Below are 17550 nucleotides of genomic sequence, written 5' to 3'. Positions count from 1 at the left end.
ATACTTATCCTTTTTTTAGAGGTTATCCATTCATAATACGCTGCAAATGGCGCTTAATTATTTTATTATCGGGAAGCTGTGCATCCGCCCGTTGGATATATGATCGGGCTTCGGTATCAAAGCCCATCTTATAATATGTCCACGCCAGCGAATCCAAATAAGCGGGATTATCGGGCTGTGCATCGAGCGCCTTTTTACACAGGATTAAAGCCCGGGTTAAATCTTTTTCAGTATCGGCAAGAATATAACCGAGTCCGTTGAGCGCCGTCGAATTATCAGGATCAAGCTCCAGCGCTTTTTCATAAAGGCTCAGCGACTTATCGACTTTCTCTTGCTCATACGCCAAAAACGCCATCGAGGTATGCACCTGCGGAGAATCATATCCTGCATCCAGAAGTTTTGAAAGCTCAAATTCCGCCAAACGGACACGGCCTGTTTTGGTATAAATAAAGGCTAAAATAAGCCGGCATTGATACACACGGGCAATATCGGTTCCCGCAGTGATAATCTGCTCCAAATAGACAAGCGCATCATCGTATTGTAAAAGGCTCGCATAGCATAGACCGATATAATACGCCGCATCAAAGTTGAGCTCAGCATCTTTAGAAGATATCTTTAGAAAAGCCGCAAGTGCTTCCTCATAGCGGCTTTCCCGATACAGCTGTATCCCTTCTTTAAGAATCGTATCCATTTAGTGTCTCCCTCATAGTATGCGTACTCCGCCGGAAGGCTTAACTTTATAGTACAAAGGCTTAAATCCGAAAATACGTTCATAGTCGCCCAGTTTTTCAATATAGGTTTGGATATCATCCGCTCTTAAAATACTGTACGTACATCCGCCGAATCCCCGTCCCGTTAGGCGCGAACACACAATATCATTCATATCGGGCGCAACAAATTCCATCGCCCGTTTAACGAGCCAATCCAATTCGGGACAGGAAATTTCAAAGCGGTCGCGCAAGTTTTCTTGAGAGCGCGTTACGATGCGCGAAAACACTACCCAATCGTTTTTCTTTAAAGCGCCGATAGCGTCATCGACACTGATGGATTCACGGATAATATACAGCACCCGCCGGCGTACCGATTCGGGAATGGCAAGCTCTTCAAGATCACTTTCGGCAAGCTTACTGAAATCCTGAGGAATATCCGGCATCTTTTTTACCCGCTCGTAGGCTTCCATACATTCCTGAATTCTATGGTTCAGCTCCTCACGCGCCAACAGACGGGGCACCCGCGAATCCGTCAAAATGATCCGGTAGTTACTGATGGGGAAGGGATAAATATCGGCTGTCTTCCGCCGATGATTCGTCCGTATGCAGTGTCCCGCCTTTGCATATAATGCGCACAGAATATCCGCGCGGTGAGGATAGGTTTTCAGGTGCTGCACATTTGCATTTTCCAAAATATCGACAAGGTCAGCCTTCGTAAGCCGCGGTGCAAATACCTTCCGCAATGCCATCGCCGTTGCAACCTTGAGCGCATTCGGCGTACCGAGCCCTGCATCCGCCGGTATTTCGGAAAGGATGGTAAAATTGAGCCCTGTCATCTCAATCCCTTGATCCATAAAAGAAAGAATAACAGCTTTTATCGAATTCGCCCAACGATCCTCTTTACGATACCGAAGGTTGGCGGCTGCAACTTTTTTCCGCTCTTTAAGCGACAGAGAAAGGAATCGATAATTAGAATCTTTTCGTTTTGAAACACAAAGATACAGATAATGATCGATAGCCATCGAAAGCGTATTGCCCTGTGCAAACCATGTATGCTCACCTAAAAGGTGAAAGCGTCCGGGAACCGCAACGGTTATTTCCGGCTCGTCTCCATATTCGTCTACATGAAACGGTAGAATCTTCTGCATACTTTCTATAATATCCCTTATATTGAAACAATTCAAGAAAAATGATTAAATTGCTGCAAAATTATGTCGGTTATTTCATCTTTTTTAGCGGTTTTATGCTCTGCGGTGCTGCTTTCACTCGGGATACCGAATGAATACCTGCATTTCGGGTCTGCACTGTTCGGTATCATTGCTCTGATACCGTTATATGCCGCATTTTGCATCAGCCCGGCACGAAGACGTATTGCGTGGATGTTCGGCGCTTTGATAGCCCTTGTCCACCTATTCTCCAGCTTTTGGCTGGCATATTTTGAAAACTTTGCAATTTTTACCCTCGGCGCTTCCACCGTCGCCTATTTGTTCCTCGGCTTCCTTTTCGGACATTGGTTTTATTATGCAATGAAGCTACCGCTGGGGTTGCGCCCGTTTGCTTTTGCCTGTCTATGGACGCTCTGGGAATGGTTTAAAGGAAGCGGCTTTGTCGCCTATCCGTGGGGCAGCCTTTCGATGACCACGCTATCGCTGCGTCCGCTCATTCAAATAGCCGATATTACCGGCGTATGGGGGATCACCTTCCTTGTTGCATTGATTTCCGCGCTTCTTGCGGAAACAATCCGGGCGGCAGCAGGTTTAACCGCCGGTTTTTCAAAGCCGCACGGGAGACCGCTGCTCCGCCCGCTGATCTTTACTGCCGGTCTCCTGCTGCTAATCAACGGATACGGACTTTTCCGTATGTATCAAAAAAGAACACCGCAGCAAAACCTCAATCTTGTATTGGTGCAGCAAAACACCGACCCGTGGGTTTCCGGCCTCGATTCGTTTTTTGACAATCTGCATAACACCCAAGAACTCACCGAAAAGGCGATTACCGAATCACCGGTTAAACCGGATCTTATCGTATGGAACGAAAGCAGTCTTGCATACGGCTACGACCAATTTCAAGATTATTATAGGCGGCTTCCCTTTAAAGAGTCCTTCACCGATTTTTTGCAGCGGATGGATATACCGATTTTAACAGGTTCTCCGCTTTTACAGGATGCCGAACGCGGAAAATACTCGAATTCCGTCTATCTTATTGCGCCTAATGGAACGGTGCTCGACACTTATTCAAAGATACAGCTGATCTGCTTTGCGGAATATATTCCCTTTATTGACCATCCGTTTGTGCAGCGTTTTTTTGACTCGCTCGTCGGTTTTTCATCGGGATGGGCGCCGGGAACGGAATATAAAGCGATGTCGTTTACCGCGCAAAACGGAAATTATGTCCGGTTCGCCGCACCCATCTGTTTTGAGGATGCCTTTCCGACACTCTGTGCCGATTTGTACAATCAGAAAAGCAATATCTTAATTAATCTGACCAATGATTCATGGTCAAAAACGGCGAGCGCGGAATATCAGCATTTTGCCGTCGCCTATTTCCGTGCAATTGAACTGCGAACGCCGCTTGTCCGCTCTACCAACGGCGGCTATACCTGCGTTGTCGATCCTGTCGGAAATATTACCGCAAGCCTTCCGCTCTTTACCGCAGATTCTCTGAGCGTGTCGGTACCGATCTATCGGTACCGCCGGACTTTTTATGCACAATGGAAGGACTGGCTGCCCGCGCTTTTCTTAGTAATTGCGCTTATCTCAGCAGTAGCATACCGGTTCAGCCCCGCGTTTTGTAAAAAAGCGGTTGTGTATATGGAACATCCGCTCGCACGGCTCTCTCCCGCCGAACGGCGAAAGCGGCAACGGAAACAGCTCTGGAAAAAAACGTGGTTTAGAAAGCAGCGGAAATCGGACGCATTACGGGCTTTTCACGTGCGCACTTTCTCATTTTTAATCCATAATTAAGAATTATTACCAATTACCCATCAGCTAAGGGCTTCTCCCCGTGACTGTTCAAGCTGTTTCAGAACCGCCGGATCAAGTTTAACGGAAAGATTTTTTTCGTTTGACGGGAGCACGGTTCCTTTCGGTGCGTTCTTCGCCCTCCGCAAATCCTTCACTGCAGTGTAGTAGAGATCGGCTTGCCCGTTCCGGCGCGCCTTTGAATAAAATACGGCGAGGTTCCCTGCGGCAATCAGCACCGGCAGCGGAACGGTCTTTCCGTTTTTGTTTTTGATAAAGACATAGCCGCCGGAATAGTCCCGCACATGGAGCCACATATCCTTGCCCCGCACGTGATGCCGCAGCAGCTCATCGTTTTCGGCGGCTGTCCTGCCGACATACAGAATCCATCCGTCATGGTAGAACGTAAGTCCCGGCCGCTCTTTTTCTTGAGCCGCCTGTTTCCGCTGCACGGGTATCTTTCTTTTATGCAGCACCTTTTCGATAATATAAGGATTTTCTTCAATCCGCAGTTTTGCAAGCTCTTCGTTAAGCGCGGCGAGCGTCCGCTTGGAGGCTTCGATGTCATCGGTGAGCGCCTCAAGCCCCGAAACAGCTTTCTTATACCGCTCATAGTACCCGGCGGCATTTTCCTGCGCGGTTTTTCTCGGGTCGAGGGCGATGCGGATAATCCGGTTGTCCGCCGCATAATCTTCAAGCTCGACAGAAGCGGCGCCCTGCGGAATCCGGTAGAGATTTGCCAAGAGTAAATCACCTTGATGTTTCAGCGTATCCGCCTGCAAGAACGAATGCTTTTTCGCTTCGAGTTTTTCCAGCGCGCGGGAAATCTTTTCTATTTTAAGACCATAAAAATGCTCCGCTTCTGCACGTAGCGCTTCGAGCGAAAGTACGGGCGCCTGCCGCGCGTACCATTCGTCAATCGCTTCATTAAAGGTCTTGGAAGTATCATAGCTGCGGATGGTATAGGTTTTTACCGGTTTGTCAGCGGCAGGAGAAGATACGACAGCAGACGTATTTTTTGCATTCGATGCGGAAGATACAGCAGCGGATGCGCTTTCTGCAACGGCTTTTGATTCGCTGCCTGCCGCAGCACTCGGCTCATTTCCAAAAGTCTGCGTCGCAGCGGCTTCGGATTCTCCCGGTAGAGGCTGCCACGGCTCTCCGCTCACTTCATGACGGGAAGGGCGACGGTAAAAGGCATCGACGATACTGCCGTTATCGACAAGCAGCATATTCGCCGCCCCGCTCCACAGCCGGATATAGAGGTAGAGCGTATCTGAAGAGGTCTCCAACGAAAACCTGACAATGCGGTCGTTGTTCAGCTGAACAGCTTCGGTAATCTTGGCGCCGCGGAGCCGGGAACGGAGCAGCTCCATAAAACGGAGCGGCTTGTCGAACTTAGGAATCTTCCGCGTGGTTTCATGCAAGCGGCACGCCCCCGGTTCAAGACAGATAACCAGACTCATCGGGCGGGTCTTATAGAGGTGCAGCACCATCACGGAATAGGATGACTGCACCACCTTTTGTATGTATGAGCCTTCCAAATCGAGCTCTTCCAGTATCTTATCGATTTCAGCGCAATTAAGCGACATCTACACCTCCAGTCACAAGGCAAACGCATCAGATACTTTTTGGATATCCCCGCAGAATCACGAGGCTGTTCAACCAGAGTTTCGCCGCTTTGCGCCTCAAATGGTCTCACAGCCTCGTGATTCTGCGATTTTTATCTATTTGTCTGATGCGTTTGCCCTTATCTCAAAAATAATCTGATCGAAATTTTATTTCTTTAAAATGCAACAGATGAACAAAGTGTGAACTTTTGAAGCTGTTGCATTCGTGCGCGAATGCGCACATATAATCTGCGATGTTTGCCGAATGGCAAACTCGCGGTTAAGGTGAGCGGCGGCATTTTAGACGCTCACCTTATGCCTTCGAAATTTCGATCAGGTTGAAGGCATCTCGATGATATTGTCGGCGAGGTACTCGGCTTCGTCGCGGTCATGGGTAACGTAGATTGCCGTGTACCGCATTTCGGCTTGGTGTTTTTTGAGCTCTTCGCGGAGTTTAAGCCGCAGCGGAGCGTCGAGGGCGGAAAGCGGTTCGTCAAACAAAACCACGAGCGGGTTTACCGCAAGAGTCCGTGCAAGGGCAACACGCTGCCGCTCCCCGCCGGAAAGTCCTTCAATCCGTCTTTTTTCCATACCGGTCAAACCGAAACGTTCAAGCCATTCCGCAGCAGCCTGCCTGCTTTCCCTTTTGGATATCCCTTGCGAAACGAGGCCGTACCCGATATTGTCTTCGACACTTAAATGAGGGAATAGCGCATAGTCCTGAAAGACCATACCAACGCTGCGGTTTTTGACCGGCTCATCGGTAATATCGTGTCCGTTTAAAAAGACGTTCCCTGAATCGGCAGGCAATAAACCTGCAATCATTTTGAGCACGGTTGACTTACCGCAGCCCGACGAACCGAGCAGCGCAAGAGTCCCAGCCTTTTCCACCGAACAGGAAAGACTGATAGTCTTTGACGGCAACCGCTTCGTCAAACAAACAAGCCGGAGAAATACCTCGTTTCCGCCATCCTCTCTATTTATCAGAAAACCCATCGAATCACCTTTCATATACGCTCCCTACCATACGCACTTTTGATACACAGGGCAACCGCACTTTAATCTTTCCAAGCGGTTGTCTTCCTTACGTTCAAAATTTTAAATAAAATTTTGAACGCTTTTTTCCACAGAAGGACAAACGCATCAGACAGGTTGATATAAATCGCAAAATAAAGAGGCCGTGAGACCATTTGAACCGCGAAGAGGTTCAACTCTGGTTGAACGGCCTCTTTATTTTGCGGGCTGTTTAAAAACAGTCTAATGCGTTTGTCCGCGCTCCCGCACCGTGTCTTGAATATAAAAAAGTGAGCCTGTGAGCACGGCAAGAATCACCGCGATACCGGCGCTTTCGGTGAACCGATACGAACCGGCAAAGCGGAACAGCATTAGCGCGAGATTTTCAAAGTTCGGAATGTGCAGCAGAAGCGGCAGCGATGCGTCCCCTGCGCTGATTGCAAACACGCAGCATAACGCAGATATAATACCGGTTTTGCATAAGGGCAGAAATACCCGAAAAAATGCATCCGTGCGGGAAGAGGAGAAAAGGCGGGCGGCGTCGAGTACCGAACGGGGAATTTTTGCGAGGCCGGTCTCTATTTGCATCCATGCAAAGGGCCACGCAAGCGAACTTTGCACAACAACCAGCAACAACAGCGACGGCATGGTATCAAGTTTCAACCACCCCGCTCCCAGTACAATAGAAGAAACTGCAAAAGGAATGAGCGGTAGGCTTTTATAGCACTTCCGATTCGCTTGAAATGCTGCATACGCAAAAAAAAGCGCAACCGTTACGGAAAGCACAGCGGTGCCAATACCGGTCTGCACGGTGTGCCGCACCGCGCCCCAAAAGTGAGGCCGCTGTAAAAGCTGCCGCCACGCATCAACGGTTATCGTGAGCGGCGCCTTAGGACTCGACAGGGAGTACCACACCAGAGAACCGAGCGGAAACAGCAAACAAAAACAGATAACACAGATAAGCACGGCAAAAAAGATATGTTCCGCTGCGCCGCCGATGCGCAACCGAATGCGGGCGTATTGGGTGTTTTCAGCATGATCGGGTATTCTGCTCCTTAAATAAGCGTACAGCCCTACCGCAGCCGCTGCGATACCGGTTTCCGCCAGCGCAATATACGCCGCGGTACTCGCGTGTATATCTCTGCGGATGGTTTGATACAACTCAACCTCCAGCGTTGTTACGCCGAGACCGCCCAGCAGCAAAATAATCACAAAGCTGAAAAAACAATATAAAAAGATAATAACGAACGAAGCGCACAGCGGCGCCTTTAATGCCGGAAAGATCACTGTCCTAAAAATGCGCAGCGGCGAGGCTCCGAGCAAAAGAGCGGCTTGTTCGGTTTCCTCAGGGAGTTGTTCCCATGCGGCGGATACGGTACGCATCGTGATGGGAAAATTATAAAAGGTGTGTACAAGCACAATGCCGCCCGTCGAATAAAGGAAGGTACCGATTGAAAGCTCCCCTGCCGAAACCGCCGCAAGCAGTTTGTTCAATAGGCCGTTTTTTCCGAAAAACAGAATAAACGCGAGCGCGATAACCACCGGCGGCACACTCAAGGGTATCGCCGAAAGAGAGAGCAACAACTTTCGTCCGAAGAACCTCCGGCGGGCGCAAAAAAACGCCGCACAGAGACCGATACCGCTTGCCCCTGCCGCAGAGAGAAACGCTTGCATCACGGTAAAGCGGGCAGCCTTCCATAATGGCCGAAAGGCCGCTGCAGAAGTGCCTCCGCCAAAGGCCGGAAAAACGGCAGCTCCGAGCGGTACAAAAAAAGCAATCAGCACCGCACAGAATAACACCCCGCCGCCTACTACAAAAGCATTTTGCAGTAGTGTCCGCTTCGCAGCATTCCGATTAACCGAATCCATACAATTCTGCGATAAAAAGGTAAAAATACGGTTATTTTTCCAATACTGAAATAATAGCGTCCACCGCCGTTTCCGCCTCAGTACCGGAAATCGTCAGCGATTTTTTCGGCATCGGGACGGTTTTAAATGATTCGGGAAGCTGCACCGCGGTATTTGCCGGATACATCCACTGCGTTTCGGGCAACACTTCCTGCGCTTTTTCGGTCAGCATAAAATCGATAAAAGCGTGAGCTGCGGCTCTATGCGGCGCATTCTTAACTACGCCCATGCCCTCAAGCGCAATCATATTCCCCTCGGCAAACGTCAATGCCTGATACCGATCGGTTTTATCATACCGGATGTGATAGGCCATACTGGTGGTATAGCTGACTGCAAGCGGAGCTTCCCCTGCCGTAAATAGCCCGTATCCCGCGCTCCACGAATGGCTCATCGTCAGAATGGAAGGCTTCAATCGTTTCCAATAAGAAAGATAATCGTTCCCGTAAACAGCCTTTGTCCATGCGGCAAAACCTAAGCCGGGAGCGCTTGTGCGGGGATCCATGATAACCAAGGATTTTGCATATTCGGGTTTTGTTAAATCTTCCAGCGACTGAGGAGCAGGCACCTTTGACTGAGTGTCATACATAACCGCAAAATAGCCCCAATCATACGGGGTGAGTAGTTGATCATCAGTCATTATAACATCTTGCGGAACAACTTTATCCAAATTCGGAGAGGTATACGGTTCCAGAACGCCTGCACTGCGCGTCTTATCGACAAGAAACGCATTGATACCGAGCAGTACATCGGCACGAGGATTCTTTTTTTCGGCCATTGCTTTCGATAAAACAGAACCGGAATCCTCGCAGATAACATAGTTGACGGTGTAGCCTGTTTCATCTTTGAAGCGTTTGGCTATTTCGGCGCCCGGACCCCATTCAGAAGCAAAGGAGTCATAGGTATAGACAACAACGATTTTTTCCGCAGTATCTTGTTTTCCGCCTGCAAAAGCGGTTGAAGGCAGTATGATTGAACATACGATAAACAAAAAGAAATAAAGACGTAACTTCATTATTCCCTCCGCCGGCATTATCCGGATCAGGTGTAAGGCATCCGTACAGACGCCTTTTTCGGGTATGCTCTCAGCACGGAACGAATAGATTCGATTGGCTCTAAAAAACCGATGAGGTTCTTAGAGGATCCTGTTCATTGTTCCGGCACCCCAAGTCTGCGTATCCTAGTATATTCGCAAAAAAAGTGCAAGCGATTTATCAGCTTTTGAAAATATAGAATCACATAACTGTTATTCATGTATATTACATCTAAAGTAATGATCTTCAATCTTTATCACATCGACAATTCTTTCATATCTGAATGCTTCTTGAAATTCACTGTACATCTTTTTATCCATATATGTATCTGCAGATGAATGATACAACATATCTAAATTATTATGTTTATCATAAATGATAACGCTGTATGTATCTAAAAATCCCGGATCCCATATAATTCCGACATAATTATTAAATACCCGGATATTTTTATTTTCTACATTGTTTGTGATATAACTATCAAGTTCATTTTTGTATCTTTTGAATTCTATTTTTAAGGCAATTTTTTCAGATAGCTGGTTTTTCTCAATCAAAAAACCGAATAAAAGAGAACACATAATCGGTGTTAAAAAAAACAATTGTTTTATTGCTTTTGTTTTTATCGTTTTTGTGATCACAAATAAAATATTTAAAATGATACTTAATATACATACACACACGTATATAATAGCTCCGATAAAACTGAGACTCCTCAATAGATAAAAAGAGCATAATGATAAAAAGATTAGGCTTATATTTGATACGATCACAATTATTCTGAAATATAACGTACTCTTTTCATTTTTCAAAACTAAAAACGGAATATAAATATACATGAGCAACAAAAAAAATAGCATACCCCACATACCTCTCACAGCTTTTTGCCTTAATTGTTTTCGTCTTTTAAAGCTTTACCGTCCCTTTTATATACTGATCTTTCCCATCACGACAAACTTCCTTGCCCCTGTCGCAGACGGGACGTTATTCGGATTACCACAGAGCGCTTCATTTGCGAGTACGGCGAAGGCGCACGCTTCTTTTGAATCGCTGTTTTTACCGATATCCTCATTGGTCAGCACGGAACATTCAGGCAGCAGCTGCCGTAGATGATGTAAGATGACGGGATTGCTGCAGCCGCCTCCGCCGACTATCAGCTTTTGCGGCATCGGCAATCCGAATGTGTTAAGCGAATAAGCGATTGAATACGCAGTGTAATAGGTTGCCGTTCTCACAATTGTTTCCGGCTGCAGCTGCAATGATATACCTTTATCATACAACGCTTGTATAAACGCTTCGGAATAATGTTCTCTGCCGGTGGTCTTAGGCGGTTTTAATTGCAAATAAGGATCTGTTTTAAGAAAATCGAACAAGGTTGAATCGACGGCACCGGCGGCGGCACATTTGCCGTCTTCATCATAATTTTGCGTACCGCCGGTAATAAGCCGCATTAAGCCGTCTATCAGCATATTGCCCGGGCCGGTATCAAAGGCGATAATGCCGTCCATATCGGCATCCGCAGGCAAAAGCGTGATATTGCCGATACCGCCGATATTCTGCAAGCCGATTACCGTACCTGGTTCCCGGTATAATAGATATTCGGTAAACGGAACAAGCGGCGCCCCTGCCCCGCCCGCAGCGACATCCCGAACGCGGAAATCGGCAACGGTAACGCATCCGGTTCTTTCCGCAATAACCGCCGCTTCGCCGATTTGCAGTGTGCTTTTAATATTCTTGCCGAAGTAGCATCGTTCATTCGGTGCATGAAAAACCGTATGTCCATGCGAACCGATAAAATCAACCATACTGATATCGACTTTCGCCTTTTTGCATACGGCAAAGCATGCATCTGCTGACAGCTCTCCAAGATAAACATTCATCGCGCTTAATTCTTCGCTGCCGCCGAAAGAACCGGAAGCAAGCGTCAACAGCCGCTCCCGTACTTCTTGCGGATAAGGCACGGTTAGAAAAGCACGCTCCGCAATGCGAGTATCGATACCGCAGCCGGTAATAGTCAGCAGCACCGCATCGATACCGTCAACAGACGTCCCGCTCATAAGTCCAATCGCCGTTTTTTCTTTTTTTTCGTTTATAGAATCCAAATACTTCATATATTGTTCCCGAGGACAACCGTGTTTAAATATTCTAAGCGGTTGTATTCCTTTTGTGCAAAATTTTATCCAAAATTTTGCACACTTTATCTAAGAAGAAGGGGGAAACGCATCAGACCAGCATATAAAAATCGCAGAATAAGTGAGGTTGCGAGACCATTTGAACCATCTTCAACTGTTGTACATCCGTGTACATCAGTTGAAGGCGAGTTTTGCCTATAGACAAAACATCGCTACTGTATGGAACCACTGCCATCCTTGGCAGTTCTGGTTGAACAACCTTACTTATTCTGCGAGGCTATCAACAAAGTGTCTGATGTGTTTCCCCTCAGTTACTCACGCCCTTTTTGGAAGAATTTTAAAAACGGCTTTTTCTGTTTTTTTTCGGTATCCGTTTTTTGTATTAAATGCTTGACATTTTCCATTACCTTGCTCACAATCGGCTGATCGGATAGATCTACCAAAAAGAATGACAAGGTACCGGTAACCGAGAACACCGGCATACATACGATATGCCTATCTTGCTGCACAGCGGTACGAGTATGCGCAGCATTCTGAATCGCTTCCTTGATGCTAATACCAGGCGCAATATCGGAAAGCGCATCTCCTTGTTTACATCCCGTTTTCTCCTGCGCTTTAGCAGAAAAATTAAGGATACTGCCGGTCAGACTTACCACCAAAAGCGGACGGTCGATTATCAACAAAAGTTCATCAACAAGACCGTTTAACCCGGCAATCTTTAAGCTTTTTTGTGCGGTAATTTGATATGCATCGTTAAGAGACTCTTGCAGCGTAACGCCTAAGTTGCCCAATTTTTTTGCACGAGAATCCGACAATACGCCGTTCAGCTGAATAGCTTTTGCAACCATTAAAAAGTCGTTTTCTTTTCTCTTTGCATAGACAGACATTGCAATTAATAGGCAAAGTTCCAACCCTGCTCCGATAAATCCGAAAAACAGCACGAGCTCCGAATCACTTTTAAGAGAACTCTGCATTCCGACTTTATATCCCCAAATTGCAGTTGCTAATATAAGTGCAAATGAAAAAAATATTGCACCGATCAATTTCTTTTTTCCAATAATAATCATGAACACATCCCTATTATTTAGATATTTCTGAATTCCGTAATCTTTTCGAGGCTGCCGAAAACAAAGAGTTTATCGCCTGTTTGCAATTCAAGATTATCATCCGGTTCATACATCGCTTCGCGGTTCAAAGGATTACCGACCGTATCGATATCGAGTTCAAGGCGGACAACCGTGATTAAGGTTATATTGAATTTTTCTTTGAGCGCAACTTGCGAGAGTGTTTTCCCAATAAAGAACTTCGGCACCTTTACCTCACAGATTCCATATCCTTCGACAACGGAAAGCGAATTAAGCGCTTCAGGGTTAATCAATTCGTTGGCAATACGGGACGCAGATTCTTCTTCAATCTTTAATACCCTGCTTGCTCCTACCCGCTTCAATACAATCGCATGTAAGGGAGAAACCGCCCGCGCTACGATATAGGGAATTTCCCGTTCCTTCAGCAGTGTTGTTGTGAGGATGCTTGCTTCCTTATTATCGCCGATTGCAACAATCGCAACATCGATATCGTCGAGCGGAGCTTTTCTGAGTGCATTTTCGTCGGTAGTGTCGATCACCATTGCCGCCGGAACAATTTTTTTTACCCGATCGACCGCTTGTGCGTCATGATCAAATGCCACGACCGAACCGCCTCCCTCCGCCAGCATTTCACAGATCCGAATACCGAATTCACCTAATCCGATAACCGCAAAATTTTGTTGTACATCCATCGTATTCTCCTTTTAGGGAATCTCTAAAAACTTCAGTTTTTAGAGATTTTCCTTAGATTTAATTTGCGATGTATTTTTTATAAATTATTACAGTATAAAAATTTATAAAAAATACTCGTCGGGCATCTCTAAAAATCTAACCGAGTTTTTAGAGATGCCCTCTACATCAATGGTGCAAGAGCTTTAAGCACAATGCCGGAAGCTTTAACCGTCCATTTTTCATGCCGGACAGTTTCAGCCGTTACTGCGCGACACTGTTTTAATACGGATTGGTAATCCGTTTCAATATCTTCGATACAGTCAACACCGTATAAATACGTAGCGCATTCAAAATGATGATATAAACTTCGGTAATCCAAATTGATGGTACCGACAACGGCTTCCCGGTCATCACACACAAAAACTTTTGCATGAACAAAGCCCGGTGTATATTCATAAATCTGCACTCCCGAAGCCAACAAAGAAGCATAATGTGTTTTTGCCAATGCATAAGGAGCTTTCTTATCGGGTATACCCGGCAAAATCAGCTTAACATCCACACCGCGCTCTGCTGCAAACTTCAACATCGTTTCCATTTCCCCGTCCAAAATGAGATAGGGCGACATAATATGTACATACCGGTGCGCTCTGTTCAGAATATCCATATACACACTCTCACCGACTTTGTTCTCATCAGCAGGACTGTCGCCGTACGGAATAACAAAACCGGCAGCGGAAACCGGCAAGGCTTTGACGGGAACATTCAAATATTCATTAAAATTCCATTCTTTTTCGTGCAGGTTCCACAACTGCAAAAACATCAATGTAAAACTCTTAACCGCAGCACCTTGCAGCATAACGGCAGCATCTTTCCAATATCCGTATTTATTCACAACATTGATATACTCATCCGCTAAATTCACGCCGCCGTTAAACGCAACCCTTCCGTCAATAACCAGAATTTTACGGTGATCCCGATAATTATAGCGTGTTGAAAGAAAAGGAGTAAGCCGCCCGAATATCTTGCATTTAATCCCCAACTTTTTCAGACGCTCAGGATAGTCATGCGGTAACGTAGAAAATTCGCAGGTTCCGTCATACATGATTCGAACATCTACACCCTCTTTTGCCTTTTGCGCCAATATTTCCAACACGCTTCCCCACATCACCCCTTCTTCTATAATAAAATATTCCAAAAAGATAAAATGCTTTGCCAGTTTCAGTTGAACAAGCATTTCTTTCCATTTAGCTTTGCCGGAGGAAAAATACGTTACCTCAGTTTGATTAAACACGGGATGGCACCCGGTATGGCGCAGATAATGAGCGAGCGCCGCTGCGCCCTTATCTTGTAGCGAAAGAGCATCGGCAACCTGCGGATCTTGCAGGATACTGTCATGCGTCAATGCAAAAAGATGATTAAGACGTTTCCGTGCAAGACGGTTGCCCAGATCGCTTTGAGTATACCAAAACAATAAAGCACCGAATGCCGGCAGCAACATAATGATCACCAGCCACGTAATTTTTGCAGTAGGGTCAATATCCGAATTAAGTAAATACAGCACCATAACGAGGGTAAACAAAGACTCTACGATAGAATAGTAAGGGAATATTTCTTTAAACCGATAGGGAATGCTCAACAAGATAAACGCCTGCAAACCTAACAAGACAAGGAACACCCCCAACCGGCTAAACAGCGCGCGTACAAGCCCCTTACGGCCTTTTTTGAGTAAATATAATCCTTTGCGTTTTCTCCGTTTTTTCCCTTTCGTATTATCCTCGCTTATGGGAACTGTATCCGATTAAGCACAAAATGTAAACGCGAGGATAATCAACATACCCCGCTGCAGAGCACCTGCATATTAAACTCTCCGCAAAAATCAAACTATACATGATTGAGCAAATATGTTATAATAGGCTTACAAATTAAATCTAAGGAGTATATTATGAAAAAACACTATGCTATAGCGTTTTTATTTTGTTGTATCGCCGCGATGCTCTGTGCAGGCGGCAAAAAGGAGCCGTCCACGGCGGTTCAGACGGAATCGGCCGGCAATTCATCCGCTCAAGCAGCTTATACTGTAAAAGTAGTTGTGCCCGCTAATGCTCCGGCAATTTGTATTGCAAAAATGGCGGTTGACAACACCGCTGTTGCCGACGGCGCGGTTACGGAATATGAAGTGTTGCAAGCACCCGATATGCTGCAAGCACGGCTGCTTTCCGGGGAAGCGGATATCGCTATCGTCCCTTCAAACCTCTCCGCTATTTTATACGCAAAAGGTACCGGTGTCCGACTTGCAGGAGCTGTTGTTTGGGGAATTCTCTACGGACTTACCTCGGAATCGGTCAATTCTATCGAAGATTTAAGAGGAAAAACAATTATCACTTTCGGAAGAGGTCTTACTCCGGATGTCACGGTACGGGAGCTTTTAAATGCCTACGGACTTACTCCCGATAAGGACGTAACCTTTAACTATGTACAGTCCGGGCAAGAAGCGGCAGCTGCTTTTATCAGCGGAAAAGGCTCTTTTGTTATTTTACCTGAGCCGATGGTTAGCATGGTATTAACTAAAAAACCCGGAACAAAGGTATTCCTCGACGTACAGAACGCTTGGAAAGAAAAACTCGGCGGCGACAGCTCCTATCCGCAGGCGGTTGTGGTCGTGCAAAAAAGCCTTATCGAAAATCATCCCGATTACGCTGCTCGCTTCTTAGCTCAACTGGAACAATCGATTAACTGGGCAAAAGAAAACCCCAAGCAAGCGGGCGAAGCAACCGCAAAGCTGCAAAAAGGTATTCAAGCGCCGCTTATTGCAAAAGGAATAGGCCGGATGAATATGCAGTTTGTGAACGCCGAACAAACCCGTCCTGCTCTTGAGAGATATTTTTCCATTCTATATAAGGCTGATCCGAAATTTATCGGCGGAGCTATGCCTCAGGATGATTTCTACTACACCACAGCAAAATAGCGATACGGGCCGCGGCAACGGTAAGAACCGAACTCGGACAGTATACCGGCTCTGCGGCCTCGCCGTGGGACTGGGACTATGGCAGTTGACAGCCATGCTGATAGCACAGCCGCTCATTGTACCGAGACTCGAAGCCATTGCTGCCGCTACGGCCGATATCCTTACTAAAGAAGATTTCTTTTTAACCGTTGCTGCAACGCTTTTACGTATTGCGGCAACGATCGCTATAGATACCGTTATTGCTTTTTTACTGGGGATTGCAGCCGGCGTGTCCGCGCGAATCGAAGCAGCGCTCAGCCCTTTTGAAACTGCCATGCGTGCCGTCCCGACAATGGGTGTCCTGCTCCTCTCGCTGATATGGTTTAATTCCGAGATCACCCCTATTTTTGTTGCAAGTCTTATCGCGCTGCCGCTGCTGTACCGCGGCGTGGTAAACGGCGTTAAAAACATCGACATTCGTCTTATCCAAATGTCTACCGGTTTCCAAGTCTCCTTCGTGCGCAAACTCAAACAGCTGTACATTCCTTCCATTAGGCCGTTTACACTCACCGCATATTCCGCAACGCTGGGGTTGTTGGTAAAGGTTATGGTTACTGCCGAAGTACTCAGCCAGCCACGGCGAGGCATCGGTACGGAGTTCCAGATTGCGCGTGCTCAGTTGGATACCGCAACGATTTTCGGGTGGGGAATCATTGTGATCGTCTTTGCCGCTCTTATGGAGCAGGCAGCAAAACGTATCCTTTCATATAATAAAGCCCGTAAAGCGATGCAGACAGCGGATATCGCTTTCTCCGATACGCCTGTCGACACCGAAGAATACTCCGATACTGATGTATATGCAGATATCGGCAAACAAGCTGCCGAAATACATATTGACCGTATCTCTTTTAATTTTGAATCGGTACCGGTGTTTCAATCTTTTTCACTTGAGGTTAAACCTGCGCGGATAAATTATATCCTCGGGCGCTCCGGCAGAGGCAAAACAACGCTGCTTTTTTTAATTGCAGGTTTTCTGCATCCTCAACGCGGAACGATACGCATATTGCCGTCCAATGCGAAAATCGGTTTTGCCTATCAAGACCTACGGCTTATCCCACACCTCACCGCAGAACAGAATATCCGCTATATACTGCCGCCGGATTACGGAACAGAAAAGGCAAAGCGTATTGCACGGCAATATTTACAGATGTTCGGCTTACAAGGGTTTGAGCATTTTCTACCGGCGGAGCTTTCCGGCGGTATGCAGCGGCGGGTCAGTTTAGCCCGTGCACTCGCCTACCCTTCGGAAATTTTGCTCCTCGACGAGGCCTTTGACTCCCTCGATCCCGAAACAAAAAAGGCAGCGGCGAGAGTGTTTTCCCGTATTGTTCGGCAGCAACGGCGGACAGTCCTATGTGTAACGCACGACCCGGTATTCACACAGCTTATCGAAGGCATTACGCTGGATGTTCCCAACGGTCATTGAT

The 17550-nt window shown here is 46.7% G+C and carries 14 protein-coding genes; 3 read left to right on the top strand and 11 right to left on the bottom strand.

The window, feature by feature from the left end; all coding sequences use genetic code 11:
- Positions 1-22: 22 nt before the first annotated feature.
- Entirely contained in the window at positions 23-691 is a 669-nt protein-coding gene (locus E4N65_RS03845; RefSeq protein ID WP_253674113.1) for a tetratricopeptide repeat protein, read from the bottom strand.
- 12 nt (positions 692-703) lie between these two features.
- On the bottom strand, positions 704-1858 hold the full coding sequence (locus E4N65_RS03840; RefSeq protein ID WP_044013018.1) for a galactokinase: 1155 nt from the start codon (positions 1856-1858) through the stop codon (positions 704-706).
- 63 nt (positions 1859-1921) lie between these two features.
- Here E4N65_RS03840 and lnt point away from each other — a divergent pair, with 63 nt between their 5' ends.
- On the top strand, positions 1922-3673 hold the full coding sequence (gene lnt / locus E4N65_RS03835; protein WP_253674111.1) for an apolipoprotein N-acyltransferase: 1752 nt from the start codon (positions 1922-1924) through the stop codon (positions 3671-3673).
- Positions 3674-3693: 20 nt separating this feature from the next.
- On the opposite strand, the gene E4N65_RS03830 is transcribed toward lnt, so the two are convergent.
- From E4N65_RS03830 to E4N65_RS03790, 9 genes are all read right to left on the bottom strand, one after another.
- Positions 3694-5262, bottom strand: a complete 1569-nt coding sequence (locus E4N65_RS03830; RefSeq protein WP_253674109.1) for an NFACT RNA binding domain-containing protein — start codon at positions 5260-5262, stop codon at positions 3694-3696.
- 351 nt (positions 5263-5613) lie between these two features.
- Positions 5614-6291: an ABC transporter ATP-binding protein gene (locus tag E4N65_RS03825; protein ID WP_253674107.1), complete on the bottom strand. Its 678-nt coding sequence runs from the start codon at positions 6289-6291 to the stop codon at positions 5614-5616.
- Positions 6292-6537: 246 nt separating this feature from the next.
- The gene (locus E4N65_RS03820; protein ID WP_253674105.1) at positions 6538-8163 is read right to left on the bottom strand and encodes an ABC transporter permease; all 1626 of its coding nucleotides are present in this window, start codon (positions 8161-8163) and stop codon (positions 6538-6540) included.
- Between the two features lie 31 nt (positions 8164-8194).
- Positions 8195-9214 carry a thiamine ABC transporter substrate-binding protein gene (locus tag E4N65_RS03815; RefSeq protein WP_253674103.1) on the bottom strand — a complete coding sequence of 340 codons (1020 nt, stop codon included), beginning with the start codon at positions 9212-9214 and terminating at the stop codon, positions 8195-8197.
- A gap of 231 nt (positions 9215-9445) precedes the next feature.
- Positions 9446-9871, bottom strand: coding sequence for a hypothetical protein (locus tag E4N65_RS03810; protein WP_253674101.1), 426 nt, complete (start codon positions 9869-9871; stop codon positions 9446-9448).
- 285 nt (positions 9872-10156) lie between these two features.
- A complete protein-coding gene (locus tag E4N65_RS03805) occupies positions 10157-11341 on the bottom strand; it encodes an anhydro-N-acetylmuramic acid kinase (protein WP_253674100.1) in 1185 nt (394 codons plus the stop codon).
- 332 nt (positions 11342-11673) lie between these two features.
- Complete coding sequence (locus E4N65_RS03800) at positions 11674-12429, bottom strand: hypothetical protein (RefSeq protein ID WP_253674098.1); 756 nt, start codon at positions 12427-12429, stop codon at positions 11674-11676.
- A 17-nt stretch (positions 12430-12446) separates the two neighbouring features.
- Entirely contained in the window at positions 12447-13139 is a 693-nt protein-coding gene (locus E4N65_RS03795) for a potassium channel family protein (RefSeq protein WP_044013030.1), read from the bottom strand.
- 161 nt (positions 13140-13300) lie between these two features.
- Positions 13301-14755, bottom strand: coding sequence for a phospholipase D-like domain-containing protein (locus E4N65_RS03790; protein WP_235619734.1), 1455 nt, complete (start codon positions 14753-14755; stop codon positions 13301-13303).
- Positions 14756-15061: 306 nt separating this feature from the next.
- On the opposite strand from E4N65_RS03790, the gene E4N65_RS03785 reads away from it, so the two are divergent.
- Both E4N65_RS03785 and E4N65_RS03780 read left to right on the top strand, forming a co-directional pair.
- Entirely contained in the window at positions 15062-16084 is a 1023-nt protein-coding gene (locus E4N65_RS03785; protein WP_044013034.1) for an ABC transporter substrate-binding protein, read from the top strand.
- A complete protein-coding gene (locus E4N65_RS03780) occupies positions 16056-17549 on the top strand; it encodes an ATP-binding cassette domain-containing protein (RefSeq protein ID WP_235619735.1) in 1494 nt (497 codons plus the stop codon). The genes E4N65_RS03785 and E4N65_RS03780 overlap by 29 nt, the downstream gene beginning before the upstream one ends.
- Position 17550 lies beyond the last annotated feature (1 nt).

The organism is Treponema sp. OMZ 855, from assembly GCF_024181145.1.
Classification (GTDB): domain Bacteria; phylum Spirochaetota; class Spirochaetia; order Treponematales; family Treponemataceae; genus Treponema.
Note: the sequence above shows the minus strand (reverse complement) of the source record. Positions and strands in the feature narration are given on the sequence as shown.